Annotated in this window: 1 protein-coding gene; it reads right to left on the reverse strand. The window is 65.9% G+C overall.

What is annotated here, in order from left to right; genetic code table 11:
- Positions 1-232 (reverse strand): bifunctional ornithine acetyltransferase/N-acetylglutamate synthase (locus AAEZ05_RS30405; protein ID WP_350650405.1); only part of this gene is annotated, 232 nt, incomplete at both ends.

The raw sequence follows: 232 nt of genomic DNA on the forward strand, positions 1-232 counted from the left end.
GGAACACGTCGATCTTGCTCACGTCCAGGTCCGGCACGCCGGCACGGCCAACGGCAGCCAGGATACGCCCCCAGTTCGGGTCCGATGCAAACAGCGCGGTCTTGATCAGCGGCGAGTGCGCCACGGTGTAGCCCACATCCAGGCATTCCTGATGGTTGCCGCCGCCGTTGACTTCAACCGTGACGAACTTGGTCGCGCCCTCGCCGTCACGCACGATGGCCTGGGCCACGTC

This window comes from Pseudomonas sp. HY13-MNA-CIBAN-0226 (assembly GCF_040310305.1).
In the GTDB taxonomy this organism is placed as follows: Bacteria; Pseudomonadota; Gammaproteobacteria; order Pseudomonadales; family Pseudomonadaceae; genus Aquipseudomonas; species Aquipseudomonas gregormendelii.